We start from the raw sequence: 16,642 nt of genomic DNA, 5'->3' as shown, positions 1-16,642 counted from the left end.
CCGCACTCTGCGGGAGCCAATATCAAACAACAATCAAAAATTTCTTATAATGATTACCAATGTTTATCAGTGAAGGCGGCCGCTCTTGAAGCATCACCAACTCATCGCGCTGGTCGCAGTGGCCGACCAGGGCAGTTTTCACGGGGCCGCCCGGGACCTGCACCTCACGCAGCCAGCCATTACCAAGGCGATCAAAGACCTCGAAGCGGAACTCGGCATCCTGCTCGTGACGCGCCAGGCACGCGGCGTCGTGCTCACCGTCGAGGGGCAGGCGTTGCTGGCGCGGGCACGCCTGATCGTGCGCGAGGTGCGCCGGGCGCAGGAGGAGATCAACCAGCTCAAGGGCCGTCGCGACGGGGAACTGGCGATCGGCGTCACGCCACTGGCCGGGCTGACCATCGTGCCGCGCGCCTTTGCGCGCTTTCGCCAGGCGTGGCCGGAAGTGAAGGTGGATTTCATCGAATACACCTCGGATCAGCTCGTTACCCAGCTTCGCAGCGGCAGCCTCGACTTCGCCGTGGGCGCCGCCACGGGCAGCGCCGGTGGCGTGCCCGTGGAGCATGAGGAACTCTTTTCGCTGCCGACCTCACTCGCGGTGCACCGCGAAAGTCCGCTTGCGCACGCCCGGTCGCTGGCGGAACTGCATCACGCCGAGTGGATTCACACCGATCTCACCGAGCGCTTCCCGAGCTTTCTCGTGGAGCTGTTTGCGCGGGAGGGGCTCACGCCGCCGCCGCGCGTGACGCGTTGCACTTCACAGGCGCTTTTTCACAGCCTGGCGATGGCCAACGACGTGGTGTTCTTCTGGTCGCTCTTTGCCATCGGCATGCCCGAACTGCGCCAGCGCTTTACGGCGTTGCCGCTGGCGGCCAATCTGCCGCGCCTGAGCATGAGCCTTCTCGTGCGTGAGAACAGCTTGCTTACGCGTGCCGCGGCGTACTTTATCCGTTGTATTCGTGAGGTTGCGCAGAGCGAGTGGACGGCGCTTTGAGTGGGGGTCGTGGCAGCGCACGCGCGCCGAGGCGGCAACTGGATTCTGTCGAGTACAGCGATCTGCAGTCGTAGATGCTCGGGACGAAGCGGCCCAACTGGGCCGCTTTGCATTCGCTACCAACCTGCGTGCGATCGCGGCGCGCGACGCGCTATTCAACCGTATAGCCCCGGCCCGTCATGCAGGCACGCCATGCGTGCCAATAAGAAGACATTGCGTACTCGTTGTTCGCCTGGGCCTGTGCGTTGTACGCGGCTATCCCACGGCGTTCCTGACGCCGTTCCATTCCACCGGCCATTGCGCCGATCGCGGCCCCCGCCGCGGCCCCTTTGCCGGCGTCGCCGGCAATTGCCCCGGCTACGCTGCCCGCCGCCGCACCGCGCGCTGCGCCGACCACACGCTGACCGCCCGGCACCACGACGGGCGCGGGCACCGTCGCCGCGAATGCGGGATCGACGCCGCTTTGCTGCCTCGCCCAGCTATAGCAGGCCGCGTCGTCGTTCGACTGCTGGTAGGGTGACTGCCCCCTTGCGGGATAAATCACGGGCTTCGGGTACACGACCTGCGCCTGCGCAATTTCGGCCACGGCTGGCGCGATAACGGACGCCAGTGCGAACGCAGCCTGCGCGGCGAACATGAATTGTCGACGTTTGCTCATAAGTGACTTGCGGGAAAAAGTCGCCCGCACGAAGGCGGGCGAAAAGGGAGAATCCACATGAAGTGAAACGACAGATCCGCTGTTGATCGCTGCGGCTGTCATGACCATATTGCGTCTTCCCGGCAATGGCCACAATCATAGAAGTTGGAAAGTGCCAGCTACGTCGCCTCAGTTGATCTGGAATCGATATCGCTTCGCCCTACCCATTCGCACATGCGCGCGAGTTCCTGCAGGACGAACGCGGCCTGGTCTTCGATTTCGGCATTCCAGCTTCCCACTTCCGCGAGGTATTGACGCAACTCTTCGCAGAGGGCGAGCAGTTCTGAACGCTCGAGAACGGCGAGCGTGCCCGAGGTTCGGTGCAACGTTCGCTCGAGTTGTGGAACGTTGCGCTCGGCAATGACGCTTTCCAGTGTTTCAAGATCGCTTTCGGCTTGCTCCAGAAAAGCGCTTGCATAGGCTGATGGCACGCGCGGAATGTCTGGAATCTCGCTTTCGGGTGACGGGCGATGAAACGCCTTTTCCTTTGAAACGATGCCATTGCGTATCGAAGCGAGGACCGCGAGCGAGACGGGTTTCGTAAGATAGTCTGCGAAGCCCATTGCGCGCGCCTCAGAAACAACCGTATGCCGCGTGCTTGCGCTGATCGCGTAAACCGGGATATCCAGAGCGAGCGTATTCATCTCGCGAAGCAGTTCGAACCCGTTCATATCGGGCATATCGATATCGGTCAGCACAGCATCGACACGACTGTTCGATAGTGTCCTCAATGCCTCGTAACCATTGTTCGCCTGGAGCACGCTGGCGCCCAAGACGGAAAGTTGATCGCGAAGCAGGCTACGGTTCAAGACATTGTCTTCGGCGATCAAGACGCGCAGGCCCTTTAGCGGTTTCTCGGGCGCCTGGCCGACGCACGCATCGATGAACGGTCCAGGCAGCGGACCACCCGATATCGCGCCCAGCAGCGCAGCCTGAAATCCTGCGCGACTGTATATCGAGACATCGTGGCCTTCGTCCGGCCGTATCGAGGCGATTAGCGGACCCTGCTGCTTTACCCAAACGATCGAGGCTGGCGCTGGCCACCAGCGAACAACGTCGTCTGGAGAAAATTCTTCGGTAACAACGAGGCATTCGAATGCCTCGCTGTCGAGCGGCTCGCAGGTGTCCCGTATGGCCGCGGGCGGACTGCCCGTCCAGTCGAGATGGTTCAGCAGCGTTTCATAATGCTCAGGTGCGCGAAATAAAATCGCAGTTCGGGGGACTGGCGCGCTCGCGAATGTATCGGCGTCGCTGCCGGCATCGGAAGCCCTGAGGGGCAGGTTCACCGTGACGCGCGTGCCTACTCCCGTCATGCTGTCAAGCTTGATCCGTCCGCCCATGAGTTCGCAGAGTTTCGCGCAGATCGAGAGACCCAGCCCGGTGCCCCGTGCATTGCCCAGGCGGTGTGCTGCCGCCTGCGAGAACGGTTGGAAAAGACGATCGCGCTGGTCCTCGGGAATCCCGACGCCGGTATCCGAAATCTCGATGGCAACGCCGTCATTCGACCATCGCGCACGCAGCACCACCTTGCCGGTGTGCGTGAACTTCAGCGCATTATTCAGCAGATTGTTGATGATTTGCGACACGCGCACCGCGTCGAAATAGAGCTCAGCGGGAATGCGCCGATCGAGAACGGCGTGCAAGGTCAGCCCGCGCTTGGCCGCCTCGCGTGCGTGCGACGCCGCGATCCCGTGCAGCAGGTCGGCGAGTGACCCAGGCGTTTCTTCAATACTCAATGCGCCAACATCGATTTTCGAAAAATCGAGTACGTCGTTGACCACCTGCAACAGACCGTCTGACGAAACCTGCATCGCGCGAACGCGTTCTCTTTGTCCGGCATCCAGTTTCCCCAAAGCAAGCAATTCGATATTTCCCACCAGCGAGGAAAGCGGCGTTCTTAATTCGTGGCTCATCGATGCAAAGAATGCGAGTTTCGCTTTCGCGGCTGCATCGCTGGCGAGCTTGGCTTGCCGCAACAACTGCTTCGAGTGGTGGTGCTCGGTCATGTCTACGATCGCACAAAACAGCACCGGCTCCTGCCTGACTTCGGCAGGCGCATAGGTGATCTCGAGGTGAACCGGATCACCGTCTGCCAGCTTCAGGGTAAATGGCATCTGGACTATGCCGGATTCGCTCGCGCTCGGCGTCTGCGCGCCGAAATGCGCGTCGAACACGGCGCGCAGACCATGAGGCAGGCGCGTTTCTCCCGGCGAAATGCCCAGAACCTCGCGCGCAATCTGGTTTGAAACGATGATTTCCAGCGTTTCGCGCCGCACGATGCACAACCCTACGGGGTTCGCATGCACGAGAAGATGGTTGAGCATTTCGCTCTCGAGCGCCCGCGAAGCTTCCTCGTACGTCACCGCGAGGAAGCGGTAGTTCCAGTGGCGGTACATGGCGAAAAGGAGAGTGAGGACCACTGCCGTTACGGCGCCGATCAACTGCAACTCGCCGGCCATTTTCTGCAACTGTTGCCCGGGCGGGAGCACGAAGACGAGGCGGCCGAAGTCGGCAGTCAGCGGTGTGAGCCGAAGCGCCCAGCCATAACCGGGAATCCAGTGAAATACACCGTCCTGACGGCCCTGCAGCTTGTGGTCGAGCAGTCCGGCATTGACCTCATCTCCGGAACTGGCCAATGGAGCGTCAAAGCGGTCAAAGAGAATCGCATCCGGAACGGCCAACCCCTCTCTTGCCGGCTGGAGCAAATCTCTCAGCGCGATGCGTGTTAGTGCAACGGCATAGATCCGGTTGCCTTTCGCGATCAGGGACGCGCCGATCATGTCCGGTCTATCCCGTGATTGCCCAGAAGGTATCGTTAGCCAGACGACACGTTTTTCCCGCGCCGCCTCCAGCAGATCGATTCTCGCGGCGCGGTACTGATTGAGCACTGCGTCCACGATCATCGAAGTCTGCGTCGACGAATACCTCGGTTCGTCGCGCGATCGCGCCGAATAAGGGGTGACGTATCGGTACGCTGCCCCGTCAGCAACCGAAATCATTTCGATAGCTGGCATCTGCCCCGCCGCGAGCAGGATGCGCACCGCCTCGTCGCAGCTCTGCCGAAGCACAGCGTCCTGGCGCGATGACGGCGAAACGCGCACGCACACACTGTTCGCACGATCTCCGGAGTCAGGATGGAAGGGATCGTTGGCGCGCAGGCCAAGTACGAGGTTGGAAGCCGTGAGGGCACTGCGGCGCTCAAGCACCGCATCCACCACGCTTTGCTCATAAAGTCGTGCGAGTTGTTCCTGTGCGCGCAGCGAGGCGTTCAGCCGTACGGCGATCGCCACCGCCGCACAGGCGAGTGTGCATAGCGCGAGCAGGGCCACAACGATTGAAAAGACACGTCTTTCGCGCTGCAGGTTTTTCTCGACGGAATCGAAGGTGCGCAGGGGTGATTCATCGCGTCGAGGTGTCGTCTTCTTCGTCATACGAGACCATGGTCACGCGCATAGGTGATCAGGTCGGCGTTGTTGGCGATATTCAGCTTCTGCATGGCGGAGCGCTTCTGGGCCGCGATCGTCGCGAGCGATCGATGAAAGGAGGCCGCGATGCTCGTAAGCGAGTCGCCGTTCGCGAACATGCGCACGACTTCGATTTCCTTGGGAGACAAATTGCACGCATTTGCACCGGGGCGTCCACCCGCGCTGAGGATCCTGTTCGCAACGGCCGGAGAAAGATGCGGGCCAGCGCTGCCCGATACCGCGTTCAGACAGATTCGTTTCAGAATTTCCGGGTCTTCGGATTTGCCGACAATGCCAGCCACGCCTTCCGCCTTGATACAGGCCAGCAGACCGCTGTTAGTGAGCATCGTGAAAACGACAACGGGTGTATCGGGATGACGGCCGCGCAGACGCTGGATCAGGCGGAGACCGTCTTCGCTGCCCGGTGCGCGCTCCATCGAAAAATCGGTCACGACGAGATCGAAGCGTTGCCGTTCGAGTGCTTCATAGAGCGCGTTGCCGGACTCGCATAGCTCAACGACTTGAAAACCGATGGTACTGAGTACATCTCTGATCGCGAGACGGACCATCGGGTGATCGTCGGCAATCGCTGCCGATAAGGTTTTATGTTGTAGTGGATGAGTCATCTACATGATGGCCGTGCAGATAACACTCTGTCCGGTAAAAATGGTGATTAAGACCGCATAAGCATCAAATGCGATCTGAGACGAAGTAGACATATCAACCAAATAAGGGTCGATACCCAGGCTGGGAAATATCGCTTCATTGCCATGTGACGATTTTTTTAGTTTACCTGAATGCGGGTTTTCCCGCACTTTCGGGAACAATGTCACGCTGCGCGCCGGTGTTTCAAGTGCCCCGTCTTCTATCGCGCCGACGCGCGCAGAAGTCCCTTGCTCGCGGATTGACCGCGTCGGCGAGCTGGTGCCGATATGCCAGACGAACGGAGTAGCCAATGAAGAAGCGCGGTAGATGAGAGCGGTCCCGAGATCAGATTGCCCTGTGCGTCGAGATCGCCAAACCGGGCGAGCCAGGCGAGTTGGCTGGGGTTCTCCACACCGTCGACGGCTACGCAAATTCCGAGGTCGCGCGCAAGGCTGACAACGCTTTTCAAAATGGCGGCCGATGTTGGATCGTGCGGAAGACTCTCCGTGAACCGACGGGAAAATTTCAGCCCGCTGACTGGCAATGCAATCAGGCTCGTGAGGGTCGAATGCTTGAGGCCGAAATCGTCGAGAACGACGGAAATTCCCATACGCCTTAGGACCGACAGTCGAGCAATGAGGTTGCCGGTGACGTCCCGAGCCGCGGGCTCGCGCATCTCGAACCTGATTCGGGCGGGCTGAACGGCATGTTGCCGGATACCGCGCGCAACCAAAGGGGTGAACCGGTCATCGAGAAGTTGATCGGTCGATATGTCGATGCATAGCGCCACCTTGTCGGGCGTGCAGCACTGCCAATGAGCGAGGTTGGCACATCCGTCGTTGAAGACGGTCTCGAAGTCCGGCACTGCCAGCACAGCGGGCTCAGCATTGCGCCGGGCAATGGCCTCGGCTCCCGTCAACACACCGGATCGCGCGGAAACGATCGGTTGGTATTCGACCAGCGATCTGCCGACCGAGGCGCTACTCGCACACTCAGGCGCATCGTTCCCGGTCGGACGCTCCCCAGACGAATATGCACGCTTTGCTTCGCGCCACAAGCCATTGATCATTCCCCGTCTCCCCTGTGTGGAATTTCATCTCGTCGGGAGAATAGGGCGAGCCCATCTTCCGGGCTATCACAGGAATCAGAAAGGGCGCTCCCGCACTTTCTGATTCCTGTGATAGCGACGCGATGCCGCGGCGCGTAATTTACCGACCTGATGGAACGATTGACACCACACATATTGCTATTCGCGATGTGTGTCCCAACGCAAGGGGAACGACTTAGATGAACGGGAACGATCATTCAGCGGCTTCGCGAAGGCGGACTGGCCGGCTCGCCGCGCTCCTGTCGAGCGTCCGCCACGCTTGCAGCCCTATTCGGCAGTGGCATCTCGCGCAGTGGAGCGGCAGGATCCGCGCCGCGGCGCATCAACTCACGCTGACACTGGCCGTGGCAGGCGCCAGCCAGGCGCATGCACAGCCACAGGCGATTCCCACCGACGGATGGGCTCGCATATCCCCGAATGCAGGCTATGGATTCGGTTTCAATATGGAGGTGGCCCGATCCAGGGAACATGGCGATACCGCACCAGACAAATACGACCTGCTCTATACAGAGCAGGCGCAAAGCATGGACGACCGGGCTTCGCGCCGGGAAACCGGAAGTCGTTCTGCAGTTGCACCACTGGGTCGCGCAAGAATTGACCCGGTGCTGAGCGACCTGGGAAACGCGGGGGTGATGACGATCACGCTGGGACTGAGGGAGGCGGTGCCGATGATGGTATTCACGGGCGCCGTGTCGAATCGATGCATGGGACGCTACCCGGATTGCGGCCAGGATCGCCTCAGCTATGAACCTCTATCGCAGCCGCAGATGCCATGAAATTCGAATCGAAGCAAATGCAATATTGGGCTGAGCGTACGCGTAGCGTCAACGCTTTAGCCCGCTCGGGGCGATATCTGGCGGCTGGCGTCGCACTTTTGGCGCTGAGTTCGCCAACTTTCGCCTCGGTTTCGCGAGGGACCCTCGAACATGCCGCAGATTTCATTTCGTGGGTGGTTCTCGCCGTCGTACCGATTGCCGGAATCTACGTATTTTGGGTTCTTCATATCTTGCCGGAAAGAGTGGCAAGAAAGAAGCAGCATCCGCAATTGGAGGCGATTCACGCGTTGTGCCTGCTGTCACTGTTCTTTGGCGGTCTTCTTTGGCCATTGGCGTGGCTCTGGGCGCATACCAAGCCGGTGTTTTACCGGGCGGCCTACGGCACAGACAAACTGCCACCGGAAGATGCCGATGCTCCGGCAACGCCGGTTTATGCGCGCGAGCAAGTCTGTGCCGTCGCCAATGAGAAGGACAAGGTTTAGATGGAAGTTTTGATTCTGGGTATCTACGCGTTCTGCGTATGGCTAATCTTCTTCAAGTTCAAATGGTTGCCGTGGAATCCGGTCTCCATGGTCATCGCATTCACGTTGCCTGTCATTGCGCTCGCAACGATCATTCTTTCCCTCAACGTCATGGCGCCATCGACGCATGACGTCAGAGTGGTCGGCAAGGTCCTGCAGGTCGTGCCGCAGGTCAAGGGGCGCATTGTCGAGCTTCCGGCAGAAGGTAACAGGCACTACCGCAAAGGCGATGTCCTGCTTCGTATCGATCCCACGCCGTATGAATTGTCGGTCGCGCAACTGGAGGGAAGACTGCATGCCGATGACGCAGCCGTTGCGCAAGCCGACGCTTCGAGCCGGCAGCTTGCGGAGTCCGTGCGCCGCGAAGCGGGGAAGGTGAGCACCGTGCAAGCCTCGTTGTCGCTCGCGAGGCAAAGAGTGAAGGAGCAGGACGCATTGCTTGCGGCGGGGGCGGGCTCGAAGTTCGATCGCGACGACGCCATGGCGCGGCAGAGCGAGCTGGAAGGCCAGTTGGTCAGTGCGCAGGCTGAGGAAGGCGAGGCAAAGGCGAAGCTCTCGGCGCAAAGCCAGGGTGAGTTCGCCGCCATTGCTGCCGCACGGGCACACCGCGCGGAAACCGTGAGCCTGCTCGACAACGCCAGGTGGGAGCTATCCCAGACCGTTTATCGCGCCCCGGCGGATGGCCGGGTCGTGAACCTGCAGGTACGCGTCGGCACGATGCTGGTCCCCCTGCCGTTGACGCCTGCGTTCAGCTTCGTTGAGGACGACCAGGAACTGATTGCCTTCTATGGTCAGAACGAGCTGTACAACGTGCGGCCAGGCGACGTGGCCGAAGTGTACCTCCCAACAATGCCAGGAGAGATTCTCGAGGCGAAAGTGGACTCGATCGTCTGGGCGCAGTCGCAAGGGCAATTCCCTCAAGGCGGTCTGCTTCCCAACACCGGTTCGGTCGCCGCAGCGCCGAATCGCTTCGCCGTCAAGCTCGCACTGGACGATCCATCGAAGTGGCCGCTCCTCCCAGTCGGCGCGCTGGGCGCAGGGGCGATCTATACGCAGCATGGTGAGGCGATCCAGCTCATTCGTATGGTGTTTCTACGGGTGAGCTCAAGGCTGAATTATCTCGTCCTCAAGCTGCATTGAAGGAATGATTGTGTCGTCGTTGATTCTTAAGAAAACCTGTTCAGTTCTGCTTGCGATCCCTTTTGGATTGCTTTCTGCTTGTGCGCTCGACACGCCACCCAAGACCAGCGACCTCGCCGCTCAGGCGGTTCCATCGCTCGACAGCCGGCGCCAATGGGCCAATCGTGGCACGCCCGGAGATCGCGCCGATGGATGGCTCGCCGGCTTCGATGACGCGCAATTGAACCGGCTCGTGCGCGAAGCGATCGACCACAACGGAGATCTGGCCATTGCCGCGATTCGCGTACAGCAGGCCGAGGCGCTCGCGACCGTGCAGAGCAGCGGGCTGCTTCCAGCCGCGGGCGCGAGGGGCAGGCTGGGTGAATCCGAGTCGCAGATCGTTTCGGTTGGCGCGAGCTGGGAACTCGATCTCTGGGGGCGTATCCGCGCGCAGTCACGGGCGGCGCAATCCGAACGCGCCGCGACGCAAGCCGATTATGTGTGGGCACAGCGGGTCGTGGCGGCAACGACCGCCAAGGCCTGGTTTTCACTCATCAAATGTACGGAACTCGAGAGCGCGCTCAAGCAGATCGTCGAGGTTCAGGCGCGGCTTGTCGGGATAGAAGGGCACCGCGTGGTCATCGGCGCAGCCCCGCAAATGGAGCTCGAGGAAGCGCGCAACGCGCTGAGAGTGAATCAGGATGCCCTCATCAAGGCGACTCAGGCGAGAGTCCGAGCCGCGCAAGCGCTGGAATTGCTGCTAGGCCGCTATCCGGGTGGGGAAGTCGAGGCCGAGCCGTCATTGCCGGCGTTGCCGCCCGCGCCACCTGCGGGCTTACCTGCGAACCTCGTCGAACGCCGGCCTGACCTTATTGCGGCGTCGCATCGTGTTGCGGAGGCGTTCGACCAGCGTCAATCGGCGCAGGCCGCGCGATTACCCAGCGTTTCCATCGACGTTGCGATCACGGGAATCCGAAGCGACGTGCTGTCGCTCATGGACTCGAGCAGTCCGGTCAAGGGCGTGAGCGCTTCATTCCTTGCACCGATCTTTACCGGAGGCAAGCTCAAGGCCCGGGCTGATTACTATACCGAAGCGCAAAAGGCAGCAATCGTCACCTATGACAACCGCGCGCTGGAGGCGCTGAGCGAAGTCGAAGCGGGGCTTCAGGCCGAGACGAGTTACAAGGCGCGGGTCGCGGAGTTGCAGGCGCGTGTCGAGGAATGCCACACGTTGCTGGTTCGGGAGGAGGCGCGTGTCTCAATCGGATCAGCGGATGAGCGCGGCGCGTTGAAGAGCCAGCAAACGCTGCTGCTCTCAGAGGCGGATCTACTCAGCGCGCGCGCAGACCAGCTCAACGCGCGTATCGACCTGGTGCTCGCATTGGGTGGCGACTGGCGCGAGGCGGGTGAAATGAGCGCGCAGGGGGGCGGCTTCTCGTCCCCGGACTTTCCAGATGCGAGCCTCGCGGCGAAATCGCAGAAGAGCGGGATTCATGAAAGCGATGCCGCGCAGTAAGCACCCAGGGATCGGGGAGCGCGGGATGCGCGGGGGAAGGCTCCGCTGTTCATTCGCAGTGCCGCGCATTGTGAACGTGGCGGTCGGGGCCGTCCTGCTATGGCTGGCCATGGCAACGCCGGCGCAAGCGCAGGAATTCTCCCTGCTCGGCGGCGGGTCGCGAGCCAGCAGCATCAACACCTATACCTGGGCTTTCAGCTACCAGGAAGGACTCGGCAAGTCCATGGCGACAAGCTTCACGTGGCTTAACGAAGGACATATCCCGAATCATCACCGCGACGGGCAGCTCATCCAGTTCTGGGCGAGGGTGCCGGTAGGCAGTCCGCAGCTCGTGCTGCAAGCCGGGCTCGGACCGTATCGCTACTTTGACACGACCACCGGGGAGCCAGGCGGCAGTTATTCGGATGTGCACGGTTGGGGCATCGTCTACAGCGTACGCGCTTCCTGGTATGCATCCAACCGCTGGGTCACGCAATTGCAGGTGAACCGTGTCCATGTGCAGCAAGGCCCGGACTCGATGGGCGTGATGCTTGGCGTGGCCTATCAACTGGACGCACCGGATGCGCCGGGACCCCGCGACTGGGCAGCGAGTTCTTCGAAGAAGGTGACCAGCAACGAGGTTGCCCTGTATCTCGGCAAGACTATCGTCAACTCGACCCGTTCGCCGGACGCATTCGGCGGCGCCATCGACTATCGGCGCAATCTCACGGACAACGTGGACTGGACGCTTGGATATCTGCATGAGGGCAGCACGAAAGTCGCCCGGCGCGATGGCGTGACCAGTCAGCTATGGCTCACGCGCGTGTTTCTCGACGATAAGGTTACGCTGGGCGTCGGGGCGGGTGCCTACTATGCGATCAACGAGAACGAAAACAGTGCGTCGCCGGGCCCCGGGGCCGGCAAATTCTCTGGAATCGTCACGATTGCCGGCTCCTGGCGCTTTAGCCCCAGGTGGGATGCTCGAATCGAGTGGAACCGCGTCGTGACGCGTTACGACCGCGACACCGACGTTATCCTGACTGGCATTGGCTACCGGTGGTGAAGTCAAATCTCAGACTGCGGTTTGTTGAATCAGTGTGGCCGGTTGCAGTTTCCATGAATCGAATCGCTGATCAATTCATGTAGGAATACTTGGTTTTATTTCATTGTGGACATCCCGGTCTGTTGAACTTTGGCGCACCTGGAGTGAAGCGCAGTCAACGAAAATTTTTCGGTAGAATTGAATGAAGATCCGTATTCTCCCTGTCTTGGCAGTCGCAGTATTTTTCGCCGGTTGTACGACGGCATCTCGTCCCGCGCACAATCTGGAAGCCGTCAAGTTGTCCCATGATCAGGTGGGCTGGGGCGTTCATTGCCACGGCCTGCTCGAAAGCAGCAAGACCTGTTTCAAGGTTGCCAGGAGGGTTTGTGCTGGCAAATCTGTGCAAGTGGTCTACGCATTCGATCGGCTCGAAAGCGGTTTGGGGCCAAAGGACGATGCTCGTGATCTCGTATTCATATGTGGCGTGCCAGCCCAGCCTGCAGTCGACAACCGCGAATGGGTGACGGTGGCGCCCAGTGCGCCGTCGAGCACGATGTAGCGCTTCAGAGCGGACAGCCGCCCGCAGCAAGGCGGCAAGCCGGACGTTTTTGGCTTTCCATATCAATTTTTCTGCGCACGTGCCGTAAGAAGGGGTTTGACTGTTCAAGGCTCGTGACCCATGTCGTTCACATCTCTGCGACGCACACTCATCGTTTCCGCTGGCGCACTCTGTCTCGCCGCCTGCGCTGTACCGCCTACGCCTCAATCGAGTACGCTGCCTCCTGAAGCGCGAGCGCGAACCCTCGCGGCAATTTCACATTTCATGTCGGACGGCGATGCGGACAACTTCGATTCTGTATCGAAGGGTTTCGATGCGCCCCTGTATGAAACGGAGCGCAACACCACGGTCGGAGGCACAGTCTTCGTTACATACCGCGGATTTCAGAAGAGAAGTGATGCCTTCTCCATCGATTCTACTTACCGGCAAATCTGGAAGAACGCTTATAGCCGGCATGCGACTGTGTCTTCTACTTTGCATTTGCTGATTAGCCACGATTTCTGCCTGACTCCTGACGGTTTCAGGCAAGCGTTCGGCAATCAAGTGGATAGGCTCGCCGATGGCAAAGGCAAGTATTCGGGCCTTGTGACGAGCAAGAACCTCGCGATGGTCGCATTCACCGACGACGGTAGTTGTGTAAAGTACATCGACATTTTCGCTCGCCACACGCCTGAACCCAAAGCGACGGCGACTGAATCGCACTGATTGGCAGGGATCCACGTCGGTTCGAACGACTGTAATTGCGCCGGAGCCGACGTTCGACGTCCCAAACCCCTGGCGTTGCGTTCACCGTGACGGCTAGTGCTTCAGGTTGTCGGAAAGCGGCCGGGCTCGGCGTCGTCGCGAGGCACCATGCGGCCCATCACGCGTTCCTCGGTGCAGTGGCAGCGACCGCCTGACTTGCGAAGGAAAACGCGAAGGCGTGGGCTAGTACCCGCAAGCACACAGCCTGTCGTGGCAAACGTAACTATTCCGTCGAACACGCCTTTGCCGCTCGCGCGTGGTTCCAGGGACCCGTTGAAGCTGCAGGTGCTGGACGATCCTGTAAAGGCGCCGGGTGGGCGCGTTTAGCCAAGCGCTAAATGGCCCGGACCGTCGGACAACGACGTGCGCACATTCGTCAGACTCATCAACCCGCGTTGGCCTCGTTCCGTTAGGCCGAATGTGGTCGCGCCAACACATGGCTGGAATAACGCTGCCCGGTGGCGCGTATAGCTGAAGCACTTCGCCAAGACGCGATGCTCGAGTCTTCGTATGCGCTTAGAGAGTGAAAAAAAGGGGCGTGCCATGAAGGAATCCAACGAACAGGAAGATATCCGGCTTCTCGTTGCGTTAAGGGCTGAAGCGGGCAAATATAACGGCATCAGCGAGCGCAGAATGTCAGGCTGCACGACGTTTGCGCTGCACGGGAGCATAGCGGCCTGCGTATGTGGAAATCTGATTGCCCTCAAGCTCCCTGAACTCTCTGTCGCCGCGTTGCTACTGACTCCCGGTTGCCGCTCGTTCCAGCCATTCGGGCAATTGGCATCACCACATTGGCTGGCTTTTACGGTGACAAGTCCCGCGTTCGAGGCGCTAGACCAATTGTTCGAGGAGGCCGTGGCCTTTGTGCAAGAATCAAGCGACGGCTGAAGGCACGAACCAGGGTGTAGACGGCACTACGTTCGCCCGGCCGACTTGCCCTCGTCCACGAGTGTGCCGATTTGTATAGACGGGCCTTATTCGGCGTTGACTGGTTGCCGCTCTTGTCCGCGCGTCCGCGAACGTGACAATCCCTCGGCGGGTGATGTAAAGCCTGAAGTCAATACCGACACCAAAAGTTGAGAGAGATCTCACTGATGAGACTGTCCCCGAATTCGGAACCTAATCAGCGATTCGCGATTCGCTCTATTCCAGCCGGTCGAATCGTCTAGCTCGATCGCGCCGAATTCGGGAACAGGTTTGCAGCTCGCGACATCTATTTCCGCGAGTGCAGGACGGTGACCAGGCGCTCTGTGCGCCGGGCGACCTTCCCGCCCCTTCAGGAGACTCAGATGAAAAGCATCCGCTGGCCGTTGCTCGCCGCGCTTGCGCTCGCAAGCGCTACCGGTTTGGCGCAGGGTTCTGGCCCGACCGATCCGCAGATTGCCGCTATCGTCGTTGTGGCGAACCAGGCCGATATTGATGCCGGCAGGCTCGCCGGATCGAGAACGCAGTCGAAAGACGTCAAGGCGTTCGCCGAACGCATGGTCGCCGACCATACCAGCGTCAACCAGGCGGCCGTCAGCCTCGTACAGAAGCTCCACGTTACGCCCGAGTCCAATCCGACCAGCGACAGTCTGAAGCAGGGCGGTGAAACCAATATTGCGGCCCTCAAGCCACTGCAAGGTGCAGAGTTCGATCGTGCGTATATCGATCATGAAGTTGCCTATCACGAACAGGTCATCGACGCACTCGACAAGACCCTGATCCCGAGCGCGAAGAACGCCGAACTGAAGGCACTGCTCGTGAAAGTCCGGCCTGCGTTCGTCGCGCATCTGGATCACGCAAAGCGCGTGCAGGCATCGCTGGTGACTGCGCAATGAGCGGCCTACGACGTATCTTGCCGGGCGTCTGGGCTATCCTGTGCATGGTTGACGCCGGGCCCGCGGTTGCGAAGACCTGGGTCGTGACGATCGAGCAGATGCGCTTCGTCCCGTCGACGCTGACCGTGCAGCGGGGGGACAGTGTCGTGTGGGTTAACAGGGACCTCGTGGCACATACGGCGAGCACCGATGCAAAGGCATTCGACTCAGGCAGCATCGCACCAGAAGCGTCCTGGCGAGATGTGATGAGCGAGCCCGGCCGTCACCCGTACGGGTGCCGCTTTCATCCAGCGATGCGTGGCACACTGGTCGTCGAGCCGACACCATGACAGAGCGAGGCGCTGCAATGGCCGACGTGCATCCGAGCGGATTGACGGATCCGGATGCGGATATCGTGCGCCGCATAATGGCGGGCGATCTCGCGGCTTTCGAGCTATTGATGCGCCGCCACAACCGGCGCCTGTACCGGCTTGCCCGCGCCACGCTGCGCAACGACGCCGAAGCGGAAGACGCGTTGCAGGACGCGTATCTGAAGGCCTTCAGGGCGCTCGCCGGATTTCGGGGCGACGCCGCGCTTTATACGTGGTTGTCGCGCCTCGTGCTCAACGAATGCCTCGGCAGGATGCGCCGTGCGGCTCGCCGCCAGAACGTCGTGCCCATGCTGCCGGATTGTCCCGACGACGAGCAGATGACTTCCGATATGAACCCGTTGAACACGCGTGACGACTACGCCCCCGACCAGTCGGCCTCGCGCGCGGAGATCCGTGCGCTGCTGGAGCGCAAGCTCGATGCACTGCCTGTGGGCTTTCGAACGGTGTTCGTGCTCCGGTCGGTTGAGGAGCTAAGCATCGAGGAAACGGCACAGAGCCTGGGCATTGCCGAGGCTACGGTTCGAAGCCGACACTTCAGGGCGAGGCAAATGTTGCGTGAATCGTTGGTGCAGGAACTGGAGCGGCTGGGCCCGGACCTGTTCGAGTTCGGCGGCCGGAATTGCGACCGAATCGTCGCAGCCGTACTCGCCCGGCTGCGACGATCAGGGTAGTGTGTAAATGCTAAGGAGTGCGGTGCATTGGCATCCGCTAACCGGGGAAAGAACCAGCTTCCGGTTCTGCAGCGTGTCGTCGAGCAGGTACATCACGCGGTCGTACTGCACCGTGAGCGACTTCGTCACGCGCCGCGTCTCACGCCAGGTGAGCAGGGCGTCCAGATCCTCGTCCTCACGCAACGGCCGGTGCGCATCGAACGTGCTCCTTGGCGGCTTCGCAAAGCGCACGTTACAGGCCCGCATGAAAGCGGGCGCATACGCATTGGCGTCGGCGACCGTGCTGATGCCACGTAGCCTCAGCTCCTTGACCAGGCGGTCCTGCAGCGTCAGGTGCGCGCGCTCCACACGGCCCTTGGCGGCGCTGGAGTTCGCGCAGATCGTCTCGATGTTCAGCTCGTACATCGCGCGACCAAAGTGCGTCACGCTGCGCCCGGTTTTGCCAGCGCTCACGCTGCGAAACACGCTGGCGCGGTCGCTGTACAGCGCCAGCGGCTTGCCGTGACGCTCCAGATACGCACGCGTGGCCTCGAAATCACGTCCGTTCATCGTTCACCCCTGGTCGACGCCTCACGCGAGCGTGCGCGTCAACCAGGGCAGGAATCGGACATTTCTAATG

The 16,642-nt window shown here is 60.7% G+C and carries 17 protein-coding genes and 1 pseudogene; 12 read left to right on the top strand and 6 right to left on the bottom strand.

The genetic code is table 11. The features are described 5' to 3' along the window. The first annotated feature begins 85 nt into the window (after positions 1–85). Positions 86–991, top strand: coding sequence for a LysR substrate-binding domain-containing protein (locus U5A52_RS41050; RefSeq protein WP_321939971.1), 906 nt, complete (start codon positions 86–88; stop codon positions 989–991). Positions 992–1,142: 151 nt separating this feature from the next. Here the strand turns inward: U5A52_RS41050 and U5A52_RS41045 are convergent, their stop codons facing one another. From U5A52_RS41045 to U5A52_RS41025, 5 genes are all read right to left on the bottom strand, one after another. Beyond that, the gene (locus tag U5A52_RS41045) at positions 1,143–1,649 is read right to left on the bottom strand and encodes a glycine zipper domain-containing protein (RefSeq protein WP_321917354.1); all 507 of its coding nucleotides are present in this window, start codon (positions 1,647–1,649) and stop codon (positions 1,143–1,145) included. Between the two features lie 158 nt (positions 1,650–1,807). Next, positions 1,808–5,119: a hybrid sensor histidine kinase/response regulator gene (locus U5A52_RS41040; protein ID WP_321939969.1), complete on the bottom strand. Its 3,312-nt coding sequence runs from the start codon at positions 5,117–5,119 to the stop codon at positions 1,808–1,810. Then, entirely contained in the window at positions 5,116–5,778 is a 663-nt protein-coding gene (locus tag U5A52_RS41035; protein WP_321939967.1) for a response regulator transcription factor, read from the bottom strand. Before U5A52_RS41035 ends, U5A52_RS41040 begins: the two co-directional genes overlap by 4 nt. Then, positions 5,779–5,985, bottom strand: coding sequence for a hypothetical protein (locus U5A52_RS41030; protein ID WP_321939964.1), 207 nt, complete (start codon positions 5,983–5,985; stop codon positions 5,779–5,781). A 32-nt stretch (positions 5,986–6,017) separates the two neighbouring features. Next, on the bottom strand, positions 6,018–6,866 hold the full coding sequence (locus U5A52_RS41025) for an EAL domain-containing protein (RefSeq protein WP_321917358.1): 849 nt from the start codon (positions 6,864–6,866) through the stop codon (positions 6,018–6,020). Between the two features lie 218 nt (positions 6,867–7,084). On the opposite strand from U5A52_RS41025, the gene U5A52_RS41020 reads away from it, so the two are divergent. From U5A52_RS41020 to U5A52_RS40970, 11 genes are all read left to right on the top strand, one after another. Beyond that, a complete protein-coding gene (locus U5A52_RS41020; RefSeq protein WP_321917360.1) occupies positions 7,085–7,681 on the top strand; it encodes a hypothetical protein in 597 nt (198 codons plus the stop codon). Next, positions 7,678–8,163: a DUF3302 domain-containing protein gene (locus tag U5A52_RS41015; protein WP_321917362.1), complete on the top strand. Its 486-nt coding sequence runs from the start codon at positions 7,678–7,680 to the stop codon at positions 8,161–8,163. The genes U5A52_RS41020 and U5A52_RS41015 overlap by 4 nt, the downstream gene beginning before the upstream one ends. Further along, positions 8,164–9,342, top strand: a complete 1,179-nt coding sequence (locus U5A52_RS41010) for an HlyD family secretion protein (protein ID WP_321939962.1) — start codon at positions 8,164–8,166, stop codon at positions 9,340–9,342. 67 nt (positions 9,343–9,409) lie between these two features. Continuing rightward, positions 9,410–10,837 carry a TolC family protein gene (locus U5A52_RS41005; protein ID WP_321939961.1) on the top strand — a complete coding sequence of 476 codons (1,428 nt, stop codon included), beginning with the start codon at positions 9,410–9,412 and terminating at the stop codon, positions 10,835–10,837. A gap of 109 nt (positions 10,838–10,946) precedes the next feature. Beyond that, positions 10,947–11,879, top strand: coding sequence for a hypothetical protein (locus tag U5A52_RS41000; protein ID WP_321939991.1), 933 nt, complete (start codon positions 10,947–10,949; stop codon positions 11,877–11,879). Positions 11,880–12,060: 181 nt separating this feature from the next. After that, entirely contained in the window at positions 12,061–12,417 is a 357-nt protein-coding gene (locus tag U5A52_RS40995; RefSeq protein WP_321917367.1) for a hypothetical protein, read from the top strand. Positions 12,418–12,681: 264 nt separating this feature from the next. Beyond that, positions 12,682–13,122 carry a hypothetical protein gene (locus tag U5A52_RS40990; RefSeq protein ID WP_321917369.1) on the top strand — a complete coding sequence of 147 codons (441 nt, stop codon included), beginning with the start codon at positions 12,682–12,684 and terminating at the stop codon, positions 13,120–13,122. A gap of 582 nt (positions 13,123–13,704) precedes the next feature. Further along, on the top strand, positions 13,705–14,049 hold the full coding sequence (locus U5A52_RS40985; RefSeq protein WP_321939960.1) for a hypothetical protein: 345 nt from the start codon (positions 13,705–13,707) through the stop codon (positions 14,047–14,049). 401 nt (positions 14,050–14,450) lie between these two features. Continuing rightward, positions 14,451–14,981 (top strand): DUF4142 domain-containing protein, encoded by a 531-nt coding sequence (locus U5A52_RS40980; protein ID WP_321939990.1) that lies wholly within the window; start codon positions 14,451–14,453, stop codon positions 14,979–14,981. After that, positions 14,978–15,310, top strand: coding sequence for a cupredoxin family copper-binding protein (locus tag U5A52_RS40975; protein WP_321917375.1), 333 nt, complete (start codon positions 14,978–14,980; stop codon positions 15,308–15,310). Before U5A52_RS40980 ends, U5A52_RS40975 begins: the two co-directional genes overlap by 4 nt. Positions 15,311–15,327: 17 nt before the next feature. After that, the gene (locus U5A52_RS40970) at positions 15,328–16,023 is read left to right on the top strand and encodes an RNA polymerase sigma factor (RefSeq protein ID WP_321939959.1); all 696 of its coding nucleotides are present in this window, start codon (positions 15,328–15,330) and stop codon (positions 16,021–16,023) included. Positions 16,024–16,074: 51 nt separating this feature from the next. On the opposite strand, the pseudogene U5A52_RS40965 reads toward U5A52_RS40970, so the two are convergent. Further along, positions 16,075–16,557: pseudogene (locus U5A52_RS40965) on the bottom strand (ISNCY family transposase); the annotation flags it as partial. Between the last annotated feature and the right edge of the window lie 85 nt (positions 16,558–16,642).

Origin of the sequence: Paraburkholderia sp. J8-2 (assembly GCF_905220195.1) — a bacterium.
In the GTDB taxonomy this organism is placed as follows: domain Bacteria; phylum Pseudomonadota; class Gammaproteobacteria; order Burkholderiales; family Burkholderiaceae; genus Paraburkholderia.
This window is presented reverse-complemented; position numbering and strand designations above follow the sequence as displayed.